This window comes from Pseudomonas sp. SMV71 (genome assembly GCF_052042015.1).
GTDB lineage: Bacteria > Pseudomonadota > Gammaproteobacteria > Pseudomonadales > Pseudomonadaceae > Aquipseudomonas.
Genome location: NZ_JBKGGU010000032.1, coordinates 1 through 14,590, shown reverse-complemented (window position 1 = coordinate 14,590; position 14,590 = coordinate 1). Strand labels below are relative to the sequence as shown.

Annotated in this window: 14 protein-coding genes; 2 read left to right on the top strand and 12 right to left on the bottom strand. The window is 60.3% G+C overall.

The window, feature by feature from the left end:
• Positions 1-147: 147 nt before the first annotated feature.
• Both ACLEJQ_RS24360 and recR read left to right on the top strand, forming a co-directional pair.
• Positions 148-1,182: an NADP-dependent oxidoreductase gene (locus ACLEJQ_RS24360; RefSeq protein WP_440799242.1), complete on the top strand. Its 1,035-nt coding sequence runs from the start codon at positions 148-150 to the stop codon at positions 1,180-1,182.
• A 66-nt stretch (positions 1,183-1,248) separates the two neighbouring features.
• Entirely contained in the window at positions 1,249-1,851 is a 603-nt protein-coding gene (recR, locus tag ACLEJQ_RS24355) for a recombination mediator RecR (RefSeq protein ID WP_440799240.1), read from the top strand.
• Between the two features lie 59 nt (positions 1,852-1,910).
• Here the strand turns inward: recR and ACLEJQ_RS24350 are convergent, their stop codons facing one another.
• The 12 genes from ACLEJQ_RS24350 to ACLEJQ_RS24295 form a co-directional block, all read right to left on the bottom strand.
• Complete coding sequence (locus ACLEJQ_RS24350; RefSeq protein WP_041020481.1) at positions 1,911-2,459, bottom strand: adenine phosphoribosyltransferase; 549 nt, start codon at positions 2,457-2,459, stop codon at positions 1,911-1,913.
• Between the two features lie 86 nt (positions 2,460-2,545).
• Positions 2,546-3,280 (bottom strand): fumarate/nitrate reduction transcriptional regulator Fnr, encoded by a 735-nt coding sequence (gene fnr / locus ACLEJQ_RS24345; protein ID WP_440799238.1) that lies wholly within the window; start codon positions 3,278-3,280, stop codon positions 2,546-2,548.
• Between the two features lie 95 nt (positions 3,281-3,375).
• Positions 3,376-4,758 carry an oxygen-independent coproporphyrinogen III oxidase gene (gene hemN / locus ACLEJQ_RS24340; protein ID WP_440799236.1) on the bottom strand — a complete coding sequence of 461 codons (1,383 nt, stop codon included), beginning with the start codon at positions 4,756-4,758 and terminating at the stop codon, positions 3,376-3,378.
• 273 nt (positions 4,759-5,031) lie between these two features.
• Positions 5,032-5,715 (bottom strand): sulfite exporter TauE/SafE family protein, encoded by a 684-nt coding sequence (locus tag ACLEJQ_RS24335; RefSeq protein ID WP_440799234.1) that lies wholly within the window; start codon positions 5,713-5,715, stop codon positions 5,032-5,034.
• Entirely contained in the window at positions 5,708-5,926 is a 219-nt protein-coding gene (gene ccoS / locus ACLEJQ_RS24330; RefSeq protein WP_053158784.1) for a cbb3-type cytochrome oxidase assembly protein CcoS, read from the bottom strand. The genes ACLEJQ_RS24335 and ccoS overlap by 8 nt, the downstream gene beginning before the upstream one ends.
• Before the next feature lie 24 nt (positions 5,927-5,950).
• Positions 5,951-8,401, bottom strand: a complete 2,451-nt coding sequence (locus ACLEJQ_RS24325) for a heavy metal translocating P-type ATPase (protein ID WP_440799232.1) — start codon at positions 8,399-8,401, stop codon at positions 5,951-5,953.
• Positions 8,402-8,578: 177 nt separating this feature from the next.
• Positions 8,579-9,118 (bottom strand): FixH family protein, encoded by a 540-nt coding sequence (locus ACLEJQ_RS24320; protein WP_440799230.1) that lies wholly within the window; start codon positions 9,116-9,118, stop codon positions 8,579-8,581.
• Positions 9,119-9,129: 11 nt separating this feature from the next.
• Positions 9,130-10,545 (bottom strand): cytochrome c oxidase accessory protein CcoG, encoded by a 1,416-nt coding sequence (gene ccoG, locus ACLEJQ_RS24315; protein WP_440799228.1) that lies wholly within the window; start codon positions 10,543-10,545, stop codon positions 9,130-9,132.
• 254 nt (positions 10,546-10,799) lie between these two features.
• Entirely contained in the window at positions 10,800-11,798 is a 999-nt protein-coding gene (locus tag ACLEJQ_RS24310; protein ID WP_440799226.1) for a metallophosphoesterase family protein, read from the bottom strand.
• Positions 11,799-12,027: 229 nt separating this feature from the next.
• On the bottom strand, positions 12,028-12,786 hold the full coding sequence (locus tag ACLEJQ_RS24305) for a hypothetical protein (RefSeq protein WP_440799224.1): 759 nt from the start codon (positions 12,784-12,786) through the stop codon (positions 12,028-12,030).
• A gap of 44 nt (positions 12,787-12,830) precedes the next feature.
• The gene (locus ACLEJQ_RS24300) at positions 12,831-13,310 is read right to left on the bottom strand and encodes a hypothetical protein (protein WP_440799222.1); all 480 of its coding nucleotides are present in this window, start codon (positions 13,308-13,310) and stop codon (positions 12,831-12,833) included.
• 1 nt (position 13,311) lies between these two features.
• On the bottom strand, positions 13,312-14,590 hold a 1,279-nt coding region (locus ACLEJQ_RS24295; protein ID WP_440799220.1), incomplete at its 5' end, for an RHS repeat domain-containing protein.

The following is a 14,590-nucleotide window of genomic DNA, read 5'->3' as shown; positions in this document are numbered from 1 at the left end:
CCTGATGTCCGCGTCCGCCACAGTTTCCTGTGAGAGCGAGTCTGCTCGCGATGAAGGCACCACCACCCAACGGCAAGAACATCGAACACTGCCCCTCCAATAAGGTCTGCTCCCTATAGCCCATCCAACGATCAAGGAGAACGCCCCATGTCTCAGGCATCGACCCCCAGCCAGCGCATCGTCCTCGCCTCTCGCCCCAAAGGCGCACCCACCCCGGACAATTTCCGTCTGGAGCAGGTGACGCTGCCGGACCTGGCGCAAGGACAGATCCTGCTCAAGACGCTGTTCCTGTCCCTGGACCCGTACATGCGTGGTCGCATGAGTGACGCACCGTCCTACGCCGCTCCGGTAGAAATCGACCAGGTAATGACCGGTGGCGCTGTCAGTCGCGTGGAGCGTTCGATGCACCCGAAATTCCAGGAAGGTGACCTGGTGGTGGGCGCCACGGGTTGGCAGAGCCACAGCATCAGCGACGGGCGCAACGTGATCCCGATTCCATCAGGGCTCCCGAGCTCTTCAATGGCCCTGGGCGTGCTGGGCATGCCTGGCATGACGGCGTATATGGGACTGATGGACATCGGTCAACCCAAGGCCGGCGAAACCCTGGTGGTCGCGGCGGCCTCGGGCGCCGTGGGATCGGTGGTCGGCCAGGTGGCAAAGATCAAGGGGCTGCGGGTGGTCGGCGTGGCGGGTGGCAGCGAGAAATGCAAGTACGTGGTCGACGAACTGGGGTTCGACGCCTGTATCGATCACAAAAGCGAGCGTTTTGCAGAAGAACTGGCCCAGGCTTGTGACAAGGGCATCGATATCTATTATGAAAACGTCGGCGGCAAGGTCTTCGATGCCGTTGTCCCGTTGCTCAACGCCAAGGCACGGATCCCGCTGTGTGGCCTGATCGCGTCCTACAACGAACATCAGGCGCCGAGCGGCCCGGATCGCTTGCCGGCCTTGCAGCGCACCTTGCTGACCAAGCGCGTGCGGATCCAGGGCTTCATCGTGTTCGACGACTACGGTGACCGTCAGCCGGAATTCATCAGCGCCATGGCACCGTGGGTGCGCGACGGCAAGGTCAAGTTCCGTGAAGATGTGGTCGATGGCCTCGAGAATGCGCCACAGGCCTTTATCGGTCTGCTGGAAGGGCGCAACTTCGGCAAGTTGGTGGTGCGGGTGGCGCAGGATTGAGTATTTGACGCTAATCGGAGGCGCGGGTATAAACCGCGTCTCGTTGTTATGTCGGACATTTCCTCCATGAGCTTCAGCCCTTTGATTCGCCAACTGATCGACGCCCTGCGAACCTTGCCAGGCGTTGGTCAGAAAACTGCCCAGCGCATGGCCTTGCAGTTGCTGGAGCGCGATCGCAGCGGTGGTTCGCGTCTGGCCCAGGCGTTGAGCCAGGCCATGGAGGGTGTGGGGCACTGCCGTTTATGCCGCACCCTCACCGAGGACGACCTCTGCCCGCAATGCGCCGATCCACGGCGGGACGACACCCTGCTATGCGTCGTCGAAGGGCCGATGGACGTGTATGCAGTGGAGCAGACCGGTTTCCGCGGTCGTTATTTCGTGCTCAAGGGCCATTTGTCGCCTTTGGATGGCCTTGGGCCGGAAGCCATTGGCATCCCGGAACTGATGGCGCGTATCGAAGAGGCAGGGACTTTCACTGAAGTCATTCTGGCGACCAACCCTACGGTGGAAGGCGAAGCCACGGCCCACTACATCGCCCAGTTGCTGAGCAACAAGGGGCTGGTCGCTTCGCGTATCGCCCATGGCGTGCCGCTGGGGGGCGAGTTGGAGCTGGTGGACGGCGGGACGCTGGCGCACTCGTTTGCCGGGCGTAAGCCGATTACTCTCTGACAGACACCCAATAATCCCTGTGGGAGCGAGCTACCACAGGGGTGGGTGTCATCGGTGGGTTATCGTTCGCTCAAGGAAAACTGCGTCAGGCAGAACGTCGGGATGCCCATGTCTTCCAGGCGCTGCGAGCCCAGCAGTTCCGGCAGGTCAATGATCGCTGCCGCCTCGTGGACCTTGGCCCCCATGCGGCGGATCAGGTTGGCAGCGGCGATCAGCGTGCCGCCGGTGGCAATCAGGTCATCGAACATCACCACCGAGTCGCCCTCGCACAGGCTGTCGGCATGCACTTCGAGGAAGGCTTCGCCGTACTCGGTCTGGTAACCCTCGGCCAGCACGTCCGCCGGCAGTTTGCCTTGCTTGCGGAACAGCACCAGCGGCTTGTTCAGTTGATAGGCCAGGATCGAGCCGATCAGGAAACCCCGCGCATCCATCGCGCCGATGTGGGTGAATTCGGCCTCGACATAACGGTGGGCGAAACTGTCCATCACCAGCCGCAGGGCGGTCGGGGATTGGAACAGCGGGGTAATGTCGCGAAAGATCACGCCCGGCTTGGGGAAGTCAATCACGGGACGGATCAGGGATTTGATGTCGAAGGAATCGAAGACCATCGTTCAGGTGTCCTGGCAGGGCTACAAACGCGGCAGTATAGCGCGGCCGGGACGATCGCTCAGTGTCCTTCGGCCGCGCTGGTGAATCAGCCGTCGAGCGAACCGCCGGCCAGGGCGCAGAGCTGGATCGGGTCGAGGATATGGATTTCCTTGCCTTCGGCGGCGATCAACTCATTCTGCTGGAAGCGGGTAAACACCCGGGACACGGTTTCCACCGCAAGGCCCAGGTAATTACCGATTTCGTTGCGGGACATGCTCAGGCGGAACTGGTTGGCCGAGAACCCGCGGGCGCGGAAGCGTGCCGAGAGGTTGACCAGGAAGGTGGCGATGCGTTCGTCGGCGGTTTTCTTCGAAAGCAGCAGCATCATTTGCTGATCGTCACGGATTTCCCGGCTCATCACGCGCATCAGCTGGCGGCGCAGCTGCGGCAGTTGCAGCGCCAGCTCGTCGAGACGTTCGAAGGGAATTTCGCACACAGACGTGGTTTCCAGCGCCTGGGCCGAGACCGGATGGGTCTCGGTGTCCATGCCGGACAGGCCCACCAGCTCGCTGGGCAGGTGGAAGCCGGTGAGCTGCTCCTCGCCACCGTCGCTCAGGTTGAAAGTCTTCAAGGCGCCCGAACGTACCGCATAGACGGAATCAAAGGCGTCGCCCTGGCGAAACAGAAACTCGCCTTTCTTCAACGGACGGCCCCGTTTGACGATTTCATCCAGCGCGTCCATGTCCTCCAGATTCAGAGAAAGTGGCAGGCAGAGGGGGGCCAGACTGCAGTCCTTGCAATGGGCCTGGCTATGAGCGCGCTGTTTGACTGGCTCGGACATTTCTTAAATCCTTGTGGGAAAAACACACATAAGCCGTAAGGGTAACCCAGCAAAGGATCTCCGACCAGTGCGGTGTTCTCGTCAAATTGTCGCGCTCAGATGACTCGGGAGAATCGCTGCCGATTATGCTGCTCCAGATAGGCGTCGAACGCCATGCACACCGAGCGCACCAGCAGTCGCCCGGCGGGCAATATGGTGATGTGGCTGCGGTCCAGCTCGATCAGTCCATCCTCGGCCATGGCCTGCAACTGCGGCCACAGGCTGGCGAAGTATTCGCAAAAATCAATGCTGAAGCGGCGTTCGATCTCGGCGAAGGGCAGGTGAAAGTGGCAGATCAACTGCTGGATCACCGCACGGCGCAATCGGTCGTCAGGCGTGCAAAACAAACCGCGGGCGGTCGCCAGCTGACCATCGGCCAGGGTGTTCTGGTAGTGGCTCAGGTCACTGCTGTTCTGGCAGTACAGATCGCCGATCTGGCTGATGGCCGAGACCCCCAGGCCAATCAGGTCGCAATGGCCGTGGGTGGTGTAGCCCTGGAAGTTGCGTTGCAGGGTGCCTTCTTCCTGGGCAATGGCCAGGTCGTCATCGGGGAGGGCGAAGTGGTCCATGCCGATGTAGCGGTAACCGGCGGCGGTCAGCTGCTCGATGGTGCCCTGCAACATCGCCAGCTTCTGCACTGGATTGGGCAGGTCCTGGCTGTTGATCCGCCGCTGGGGCATGAAACGCTCCGGCAGGTGCGCGTAGTTGAAGACCGAGAGCCGATCCGGTTGCAGGCTGATGACCTCTTCAACCGTGCGGGCAAAGTTTTCGGGGGTTTGCTTGGGCAGGCCGTAGATCAGGTCGATGTTGATCGAGCGAAATTGCAGCGTTCGGGCAGCTTCGATGACCGCGCGGGTTTCGTCCAGACTTTGCAGGCGATTGACCGCACGTTGCACGGCCGGGTCAAGGTCTTGCACGCCGATGCTGACCCGATTGAAGCCCAGTTCGCGCAGCAGGCCCATGGTCGACCAGTCGGCCTCGCGAGGATCGATTTCGATGCCGTAGTCGCCGGAGTCATCGTCCAGCAGGTTCAGGTGCTGGCGCAGCTTTGCCATCAGCTGGCGCAGTTCGTCGTGGCTGAGGAAGGTCGGGGTTCCGCCGCCCAGGTGCAGTTGCTCCACGCGCTGGGCCGGGTCCAGGTGGCAGCCGATCAGTTGGATCTCCTGTTCCAGGCGTTGCAGGTAGGCGTGGGCACGACCACGGTCCTTGGTGATGACTTTGTTGCAAGCGCAGTAGTAACAAATGTTCGCGCAGAATGGCACGTGCACGTACAGCGACAGCGAGCGCTGGGCCTTGCGACTCTCGCGCAGGGCATGAAGCAGGTCGAAGGTGCCGACCTGGCTACCGAACTGCGCCGCGGTCGGGTACGAGGTATAGCGTGGTCCCGCCAGGTCGTAGCGGCGGATCAGGTCAGAGTCCCAACGAAGGGCGTCGAGCATGCGGGCATTCCCCGGATAGGCTGGCATGGTCGCGAGTCTAGAGGCACCGGCGGGATGGCGTGTTGATTTGCATCAACGGGGCAGGGGCTGGGCAGATATCCTGTGGGAGCGGGCTTGCTCGCGAAAGCGGTCCGGCATTCGACATTGATGCAAGCTGGCCCGGCGCCTTCGCGGGCAAGCCCGCTCCCACAATTGATCAGGGTGGACACAAATCCGGTGTTCGCCACCGATTCCCTGTGGGAGCGAGCCTGCTCGCGATGGCAGGCGACTCGGTCAATGCCCCATCAGCCAATGCTGATGCGGCCCCGGCAGGGTCCAGACGCCGAATATGATCACCAGCAAGCCACCGGCCATGCGCACGCTGCGTTTACGCAGCAGGGCGGTGATGCGTTCGGCCGCAAGGCCCGTGGCGAGCAGCACCGGCCAGGTGCCGAGGCCGAAGGCAAGCATCAGCAACGCGCTGTCCAGCGCATTACCCTGGCTGGCGGCCCATAGCAGGGTGCTGTAGACCAGGCCGCACGGCAGCCAGCCCCAGAGCGCGCCGAGCAGCAATGCGCGGGGCAGGCTCGATACCGGCAGCAAGCGGTTGGCGATGGGCTGGATGCGCCGCCACAAGCCACGACCGACGCTTTCGATGCGGGTCAGGCCGCTCCACCAACCGGCCAAGTACAGGCCCATGACAATCAACAACACGCCGGCCAGCACCCGCATGAACATCGCCGCCGGGCTGTTGGCGACGGCCCAGCCGGCCAGGCCGATCAGCAACCCGGCGCCGGCGTAGCTGAGGATCCGCCCCAGGTTGTACGCCAGCAACAGCCGCAAGCGCCGGCTGCGCTGCTCCTTGGGAATCGCCAGGGTCAGGGCACCCATCAGCCCGCCACACATTCCCAGGCAATGCCCGCCGCCCAGCAGGCCGAGGATGATTGCCGAGACCAGCAGTGGCGCCAGATCAAGCATGGGGCGGGGCCTTGTCGTCCGGTTCGCGGGGCTGGCCGTCGGCTTCATCCACCGCCGCCTTGTGGTTCGGGTCCTGATCGTCGAACAGAATGCTATGGGCCGGACCGTCGAGATCGTCGTACTGTCCGCTGTCCACGGCCCAGAAGAAAATGTACACGGCGATGGCGACGATCAGCAGCGCCGCCGGGATCATCACGTAAAGAGCAGGCATCTCGGAACTCCAGGCCCGCGTGGCTCAGGCCGGCAGCGGGCGGGTATCGGGCGTGGCGTCGAATACTATTGCCTTGGGCTGACGGGTCAGCCTCAGCGCATTCAGCACCACGGTCAACGAACTGATGGACATGCCGACCGCCGCCCACACTGGGGTAATCCAGCCGAGGGCGGCGAACGGCAACATGAGGCCATTGTACAGGCCCGCCCACACCAGGTTCTCGATGATTACCCGTCGGGTGCGTCGGGCCAGGCTGAAAGCATGGACCAGGGCGTCGAGGCGGTTGGACAGCAGCACGGCGTCGGCGCTGGTCTTGGCAAGGTCGGTGGCCGAGCCCATGGCGACGCTGATGTCGGCAGCCGCGAGCACTGGCACATCATTCACCCCGTCACCGAGCATCAACACCTTGCGTCCTTGCTGGTGCAACTGTTGCAGCACCGCCAGTTTATCGTCCGGACGCAAGCCGCCCCGGGCCTCGTCGATGCCCAATTCGGCGGCGACGCCGGCGACCATCGGTGAGCTGTCGCCTGACAGCAGCAGCGTATGCCAACCCCGGGTCTTGCAGGCTGCCAACAACGCCGGGGCATCGGCGCGCAGGCGATCATCGAGGACGAACCAGGCCAGGGGACCGATTTCATCGCCCAGCAACAACCATTGCCCAGGCTCGTCGGGCATGACGGGTAGCGCGACGCCACTCAACTGACAGACGAAGCCGGGCTGGCCGATGCGCAGGCGCTGTTCGCCCACCAGGCCTTCGAGCCCAAGTCCCGGCGTGCTGTGGACCTGTTCGGCGGCCAGCGGCGCACGGCCGAAGGCGCGGGCGATAGGGTGTTCGGAGCGGTTTTCCAGGGCCGCCGCCAATCCCAGGCACTGATCGCTGTCGAGGGTCGCCAACGGTCGAACGGCGCGCAGTGCCAGGCGGCCTTCGGTGAGGGTGCCGGTCTTGTCGAAGATCACCGTGTCGATCTGGTTCAAGCCCTCCAGCACATGACCGCGCGTAAGCAGCAACCCGAGCTTGTGCAAGGTGCCGGTGGCGGCGGTGAGCGCGGTCGGCGTGGCGAGGGACAGCGCGCAAGGGCAGGTGGCGACCAGCATCGCCAGGACGATCCAGAAGGCGCGGGGGGCGTCCAGTTGCCACCACCACAGGCCGATGGCTGCAGCGGCCGCCAGCGAGAACAGCAGAAACCACTGGGCGGCGCGATCGGCGATTTCTGCCAGTCGCGGCTTCTCGGCCTGGGCGCGTTCGAGCAGGCGCACGATGGCCGACAACCGGGTTTCTTGCCCAAGCGCCAGCACCTCGACCGTCAAGGCGCCTTCGACATTGAGCGTGCCGGCAGTGACAGCGTCGCCCACCCGGCGAGGTTGGGGCAGGTATTCGCCGGTCAGCAACGATTCGTCGATGCTGGATTGACCGTCGAGGATCTTGCCATCGGCCGGCAGCACGGCCCCCGGATGCACCAGCACGCGGTCGCCGGTGCGCAACTCGCTGAGCAGGATGCGTTCGCTCTGGCCGTTTTCTTCCAGGCGCAGGCATGAGGCCGGCAGCAGGTTGACCAGTTGCGCAGTGGCGGCAGCGGTACGTTCCCGGGCCCGGCGCTCCAGGTAGCGGCCCGCCAACAGGAACAGGGCGAACATGCCAACAGCGTCGAAATACAGCTCGCCAGCGCCTGTAATCGAGGTCCAGATCCCGGCGATGTAGGCGCTGCCGATTGCCAGGGACACCGAAACGTCCATGGTCAGGTGGCGCGTACGCAGATCACGCATCGCGCCCTTGAAGAACGGTGCGCAGCTATAGAACACGATGGGCGTGGTGAGAAACAGGGCCACCCAGCGCAGGATGGTGTGCATCTCCGGGCTCAGGTCGATGTTGAATTCCGGCCAGGTGGCCATGGTCGCCATCATCGCCTGGAACCACAGCAGCCCGGCCACGCCCAACTGGCGCAGGGCCAGGCGGTTCTGCGCGGCGAGCTGCTCGCTGGCCTGGTCGGCCTGGTACGGGTGGGCGACGTATCCGATCTGGCGCAGCTCGGCGAGCAGCGTGCTCAGCGGCAACTGCGCATCGGCCCAACGCACATGCAGCCGATGGTTGGACAGATTCAAGCGTGCTTCGGCGACGGCCGGCAGGCTGCGCAATTGTTTTTCGATCAGCCAGCCGCAGGCGGCGCAACTGATGCCTTCCATCAACAGCGTGGTTTCGGCCAACTCGCCTTCATGACGCACGAACGATTGCTGCACGTCGGGTCGATCGTACAGCGCCAGTTCGTCGGTCAGCTGGATCGGCAGGGTTTCAGGGTTGGCCGAGGCTTCACTGCGATGCTGGTAGTAACTCTCCAGGCCGCCCGCGACAATGGCCTCGGCCACCGCCTGGCAGCCCGGGCAGCACAGCTGACGGGTTTCACCGAGGATAACGGCGGTGAAGTGACTGCCGGGTGGGACGGGCAGGGCGCAGTGGTAGCAGGGCAGGGGACTGTTCATGGGTGTCGCATGAAGGCCTTTGTGGCTGAAGAGCTTGCTGTTTGTGAACATTGTCCGTGGCGAGGGAGCTTGCTCCCGCTCGGCTGCGAAGCAGTCGTCCGGCCAATGGATGAAAGACAAAAACAGAGCCGCTTTGCGGCCCAGCGGGAGCAAGCTCCCTCGCCACAGGGAAGCGGTTTACTTTTTCAGGTCTTCGGCCCCTTGCAGCGGTTCATCGCCGAGCAAGATGGCCTGATCATGATTGATCTGCTCTTCCTCGAACAGACGCCAGGTCTTGTCGTTCTGCGCCCCCAGCAATTCGACAAATCGCCGGCCTTCGATCTTGTCCGTCAGTTGGCCCACGTAGCGCCCCGGCTCGCTGTCGTTGCGGGTCAGGACGATTTTGCGATCCTTCTCCGGTTGGGTCGGGGAAATCAGGCTCAGTTCCAGGGTCTGGGGCCGGCTGTTGCCGCTCAGGCGCAGGTTCACCTCGCCGGTGACATCGTCCAGTTGCACGTTGGCATGCAGTTGCAGGGTCTGGGCCAGCAGTTCACGCTCCAGCGAACGGTTGATGCCCTTGCCGGCTTCGTAGTAGTTGTCGTTTACCAGGTTGTCCGGGTTTTTCACCGCAATGGTCACCATCGTCAGGCTCAGGGTGACCGAGCAGGCCAGGATCCCGATGATGATCCACGGCCAGAGGTGCTTGTACCAAGGGCTGGTGGCAGTTGCTGCAGGCATGGGCATTTCTCTCAACGGGTCTGTGGGCCGATGAACCGGCTCTTGGCTTGGACATGGACGCTTTCGTCATCGGCATCCTTGAGGATGAAGGTCACCTCGTTGGTGCTCGATGGCAATTGTTCCGGCGCGCTGGACAGTTCTACCGGCTGGCTGAAGATCTCGCCGGCCGCGACCTTGATCTCTCGCCGGCCCTGCAGCTTGAGATCGGGCAGCCCGGTGGCTTCCAGGATGTAGGTGTGGTCGCGCTGGTCCTTGTTCATGATCTTCAGGCTGTAGACGTTCTCGATCCGGCCTTCGGCGTTTTCGCGGTACAGCACGCGGTCCTTGCTGACGTCGAAACCCACCAGCGAACGCATGAAGAACGCCGCCACCAGCAGGCTGATCATCGCCAGCAAGACCAGGGCATAACCGATCAGGCGCGGGCGCAGTTTATGGGTTTTCTGCCCCGACAGGTTGTGTTCGGTGGTGTAGCTGATCAGGCCGCGTGGGTAATCCATCTTGTCCATGATGTTGTCGCAGGCGTCGATGCAGGCCGCGCAGCCGATGCATTCGATCTGCAGGCCGTCGCGGATGTCGATGCCGGTCGGGCAGACCTGGACGCACATGGTGCAGTCGATGCAATCGCCCAGGCCCAGGGCCTTGTAGTCAATGCCTTTCTTGCGTGGGCCGCGGCTTTCTCCGCGGCGCGGGTCGTAAGACACGATCAGCGTGTCCTTGTCGAACATCACGCTCTGGAAGCGTGCGTACGGACACATGTAGATGCACACTTGCTCACGCAGCCAACCGGCGTTGCCATACGTAGCCAGGGTGAAGAAACCGACCCAGAAATACGACCAGCCATCGGCCTGGCCGGTGAAGAACTCGAACACCAGTTCGCGGATCGGTGTGAAGTAACCGACGAAGGTCATGCCGGTGACGAAGCCGATCAACAGCCACAGGCTGTGCTTGGCCAGCTTGCGCAAAAACTTGTTGGCGCCCATGGGCGCCTTGTCGAGTTTGATGCGCTGGTTGCGGTCGCCTTCGGTGACTTTTTCGCACCACATGAAAATCCAGGTCCACACGCTTTGCGGGCAGGTGTAGCCACACCAGACGCGCCCGGCATAGACCGTAATGAAAAACAGGCCGAAGGCCGCAATGATCAGCAATCCGGACAGCAGGATGAAGTCCTGGGGCCAGAAGGTCGCGCCGAAAATAAAGAATTTGCGTTCCGGCAGGTTCCACCAGACGGCCTGGTGGCCGCCCCAGTTCAACCAGACCGTACCGAAATACAGCAGGAACAATACCGCACCGCCGACCATCCGCAGGTTGCGAAACAGGCCGGTGAAAGCGCGGGTGTAGATCTTTTCCCGAGAGGCGTACAGGTCGATGCTTTTGTTCGCATCTTTGGCAGGCGGGGTAACGTCATGTACCGGAATCTGGTTGCTCATCAATTGCATCCCACGGCAGTGGAAAAGTGCCGAGGCCAGTACGTGCCGACCACGGTCAGAAGGATGTTGCAGTGGCGCAATGATACGCCTGTCGCTCTAGCTCAAGGGTGCGACCTTTGGTCGCGTTGGGCGCAAGGGGCGAATGGTGTAGCGGATGTAACAAGTCATGATCCAGATCAATTGACTTGTCGAGTATAGCTGTCCCGCCGCAGCAGATGACGTCGATGGGATTTCCATCGACGTCGCATTGAGTCTTATCGAACGTCGATGGTGTGGCGGGCGACAGGGTTGCGCCAGTCGTTGTCGGCAACGACATTGACGATCAGTCGTTTCCTGTCGTCAGCGATCTTTACATATAGCCAGGCCTTGCTTGCGGCCGAGCCACTCATGAACAGCGGCACGTCGCCGTAGATGTAGTTGGACGGGTAATGCCCGTGCTTCTTGTCCGTGGTGTGGGAAAACACAGCAGTGACGCCGTAGTCATCGATCAGCTTGGTGAAACGATTGATCTCCGTCTCTCTGACGGGCCAGTGGAATGGCTGATGCAGGTTCAACAGAATGATTTTCCCTTTTGAGCGAGCCTTTTGCAGATCACGCTCCAACCAGTCGAGGGACGACGTGATTTCATAGGCGGTTGTATTGAAGACGGCCTGCGTAGAGAAATTCACCGAGTAGACCGGTTGGTTGTGCAACTGAACCAGATGCACATCGCCAAAATCCTTGGAATAGGCCAGGCTCCCGTACCAGGTTTTCGTCAGGCCCGAGGCCCTGGCCGACAAGTCCATGTTCGGCACTTTTCCCCAGTATCGCGTTTTCAGATCATCGACGCTTGCGGCGGCGCAACTGGCGCAACTTTCGACATTGAAGTCGTAGTCATGATTACCCAGGCCATAGTCGTAAAGATTGTTCAGTTTGTTCTGCAGGACTGTCTTGATATAGCCACGCTCGCTGGAGTGGCCTGATCGAGTCAGGTTGCCGTTAATCATGACCGGGACGGCACCCGGCCCACCCGACTGCTCACGAAACTCTGCGATGCTGGCGTACTGGGCCTCGATCAGCCATCGGGAGCGGGACGCTGTGTCCGCTCTGGATTCCGGTTCGCCGTTTTCGGACTTTTCACTGGAGGGGTATTTGGGGCTTGCGGCGAATACGATGTGGTCGGGGGGAACATCGGCAGCAAACGAATGGCTGACCGGTACGCAGCAGCAAAGTAATAAGGCTGATAAAAGTCTCAGGTGGATCGAGTTCTTCATGGAAATCCTTTTCTATGAATAGTTGAGGGGGCTGAGTTGTCGTGTTACCGGTGTGACTTTATCGAGAGGCACTTCCGGGGGCCAGAAAGTGCCGAGGTTATATTGATAATGTTTATTTCGGCGAAGTGGTCGGGAACAGCAAAGCCGCTTGGCCATTCCAGCGGAGTTGTCTGGTTGTACAGTTACAGGCTGTACAAAATGTTGTAGAACGAGGTCTGTTCGTCCTTTATCAAAGACAGGTCATGGCCCGTTTCGAGACAAACAGGTTCTCCGTTGACTGAAGCGGATTGATCGTATCGAGCAACGCGTTGAGCACCTGCCGCTTGTCTTGGGCATAGGCGTTCAGGAATACGTCGGGATACATCAGTTCACTGTGATGATCGTTGAGCGGAAAACGGTGGTGGGTATTGTCGGGTTCGACTAATAACCTGACGATGCTCTCTTGATAGTCTTTCAGCGTGGCCAGCAGCACCTTTTCTTTCCTGCTGTTGGCCCTGATCGCTGTATAGATCAAGTCGATAACGCTCAGAAAATCCACTGGCCCCAACGCGTCGGTCGCCATCATCAACTGATGGTCTTCGATGCTGAACCGACGATAGGCCTCGTCATCGATGCTCAATTCGAAGAGGAGGAACCTGAGCATGTGGTTCCTCAGTTGCGCATCTGCGTCGAGCGGGCTGTTCTTCAGGCTGAGCAACTGGACCAGATAGAAAAAAATGAAATAGTCCTTGTTGGTTCGCTGACGGTTGTCGATTTCAAGCAGGTAGCCAAAACGCGACAGGAGCAGGATGACGGCGTAACAATCCGACTCCGTGAAGCCGCTTTTTGCCATGATCCTTTCAAAGGCACTGTTGGAAAAAAGATCGTGCCAGCGGCTCACGCTGAAGGGGCAGCCGTTATGCTTTCTAGCCACGACACGAAGCAGTAAGGGCTCGTCCTCTTCGTAAAAAATGGCGCCTAGAGCCTTAGGGTAGGAGCGGACGTTCAAGAAGTTTTCAAGTTTGTAGGAAAGATGCTCGGATAGGTCCATTTTTATCTGATATTAGTCCGTGGACTGATCCATGAAGAAAAGTCTGCGATGTAAATTTCATTAAGCTTCAAATCGGGTGGTATGTCTTCAATGCTGTCTGCAATTTCGTCATAGGGAGAGGGGAGTACGTAGGAAAAACCGAAATCCTCGTCAATGATCAGTGAACCGTTGAAGATGCGTTGGCGTGCGGTGAGTTTTTTTATCTGAGCAAATGTCATACCTGTGGAAAGGGTATCTTTGTATCGTCCTTTGTAGCGCGTGTTGCAACCTATAGAGAAAATTGTTCCGTCGGCAAGTGTCGAGACGGTGATGGTTTTATCCACCACGTAGGCTGTCCTTGTTTCGTTATCCGGCAAGGTGTAAATCTTTACTTCGACCTTGTGTTCTGTATACAGGGTGTTGACATAGGTCGAAATATTTTCGCCCAGTAGTATATTGGCGGCGGAGTGTTTTGATTTTATCTCTGCTGAAAAATCAATCATTTTATAATCCATTCATGAGTGTGCCGTTCACATACACTGGCGAGTCTTTGATAAGGTCATAATTTTTAAAGTCGCCGTGGCCTATTCTTCCAAATACAACATCCTCGCCGGCTTTGTTGGTTCTATACACTTTCCAATAATCATTGCCGTGAATGTTGGGCTGGGTAGAGCTACCCCCAGGATGGTAGTCAAGCTTGTAGGTGGCTCCGGATTTTGTAGTGCGCACATATTGAACGTGTTGGATTGCATCCGGTCTGCCGGCCTGGGGATAGGTTTTTGTCCAGCCTCGGGCCGTCAGGTAGCCGTCGACGTCGGCGGGTTTTTTGCCAGACAATTTTCCAACCCATCGTTTAGCGATGGTGTTTTTCCTGGCGAAGCCTTTCGCTGATGTGCAGCTTAATCCTAATGGATCAACATAGCCGGCGGGGTTCGGCGCATAGACGTAGTGATTAAATCCCCCCGCCAACCCAATCGGATCCGGCGTAATAAACCGCCCCACATCCGGATCATAAAACCTGAACGTATTGAAATGCAGCCCCGTCTCCCGGTCCAGGTATTGCCCCTGGAACCGTAGGTTCTGCTCTTCGATGTAATACGGTTCGCGCACTTCTTGCAGCGTGTTGCCCCACACTCGATACGTCGCCTGCCAGACGCTGTGCCCGTCGGCTTCGGTGAGTTGTTCGGGCAGGCCGTTGAGGTCGTTGTGGTAGTAGCGCACTTTTTGCAGCGCGCCGCTGCCGTCGACGCGGGCCAGGGGTTCGTAGCCTTGGTCTTCGTACAGGTAGAGGCTGGTCTGCTGGTGGCGGTGTTCCTGCAGCAGGCGCAGGCCGTCCCAGGTGAAGCGGGTTTCGCCCAGGGGGTAGTCGTGGGGGTCGTGTTCGGTCTTGGTGATGCGTCGGCCCAGCGGGTCGTAGGTCATGCGCACAACGCTGCCGTTTTCGTTGCACACTTCGATCAGGCGGCTTTCGGCGTCGTAGGCAAAGCGTTGCAGGCCGCGGGCGGCGCTGCGTTTTTCGATCAGGCGGCCGAAGGCGTCGTAGCGGTAGCGTTTGTCCTGGTAGGTCAGCAGTTTGTTGTGGACCACCCGCCCGGCGCCTGCCTGCGGGCCGTCCAGCAGGTTGGCGGCGGCGTCGTAGGCGAAGGTTTCGCGCTGGCCGTGCAGGCTGTCCTGACTGGCGATGATGCGGCCGGTGGCGTCGTAGTGCAGCAACTGGCGGTGTTGCGCGGCGGGTTGCTGGTCGAGTTTGCCGATCAGGTGGTCGGCGGGGTCGTACTCGAAC